Consider the following 237-nt stretch of genomic DNA (forward strand, 5'->3'; position numbering starts at 1 on the left):
ATTAATTGTATGTATTTAGTAAAGAAAGTGAATTATTTATGGAAGATAACGGTCAAAGCCAATAAAACTATGAGCGCCTCCTTGTTCACAAGTCACTTTACATTGATTGTACTTTTTAAGAGCCTCTCGATAATCTAACACTTCATCTTCGTGCTGTAAGAGCACCCATATATTTTGAGTATCATTAATGTATTCAACTTTTAATACATTAAGCTGTTCTATATAACTTTCATTAAT

Annotated in this window: 1 protein-coding gene; it reads right to left on the bottom strand. The window is 30.0% G+C overall.

Annotated features, from left to right (window positions below):
- Positions 1 to 36: 36 nt before the first annotated feature.
- Positions 37 to 237, bottom strand: a 201-nt coding sequence (locus V6255_RS18250; RefSeq protein WP_341629407.1) for a YqiA/YcfP family alpha/beta fold hydrolase, incomplete at its 5' end; no start/stop codon positions are given.

Origin of the sequence: Psychromonas arctica, assembly GCF_038155225.1 — a bacterium.
GTDB classification, from domain to species: domain Bacteria; phylum Pseudomonadota; class Gammaproteobacteria; order Enterobacterales; family Psychromonadaceae; genus Psychromonas; species Psychromonas arctica_B.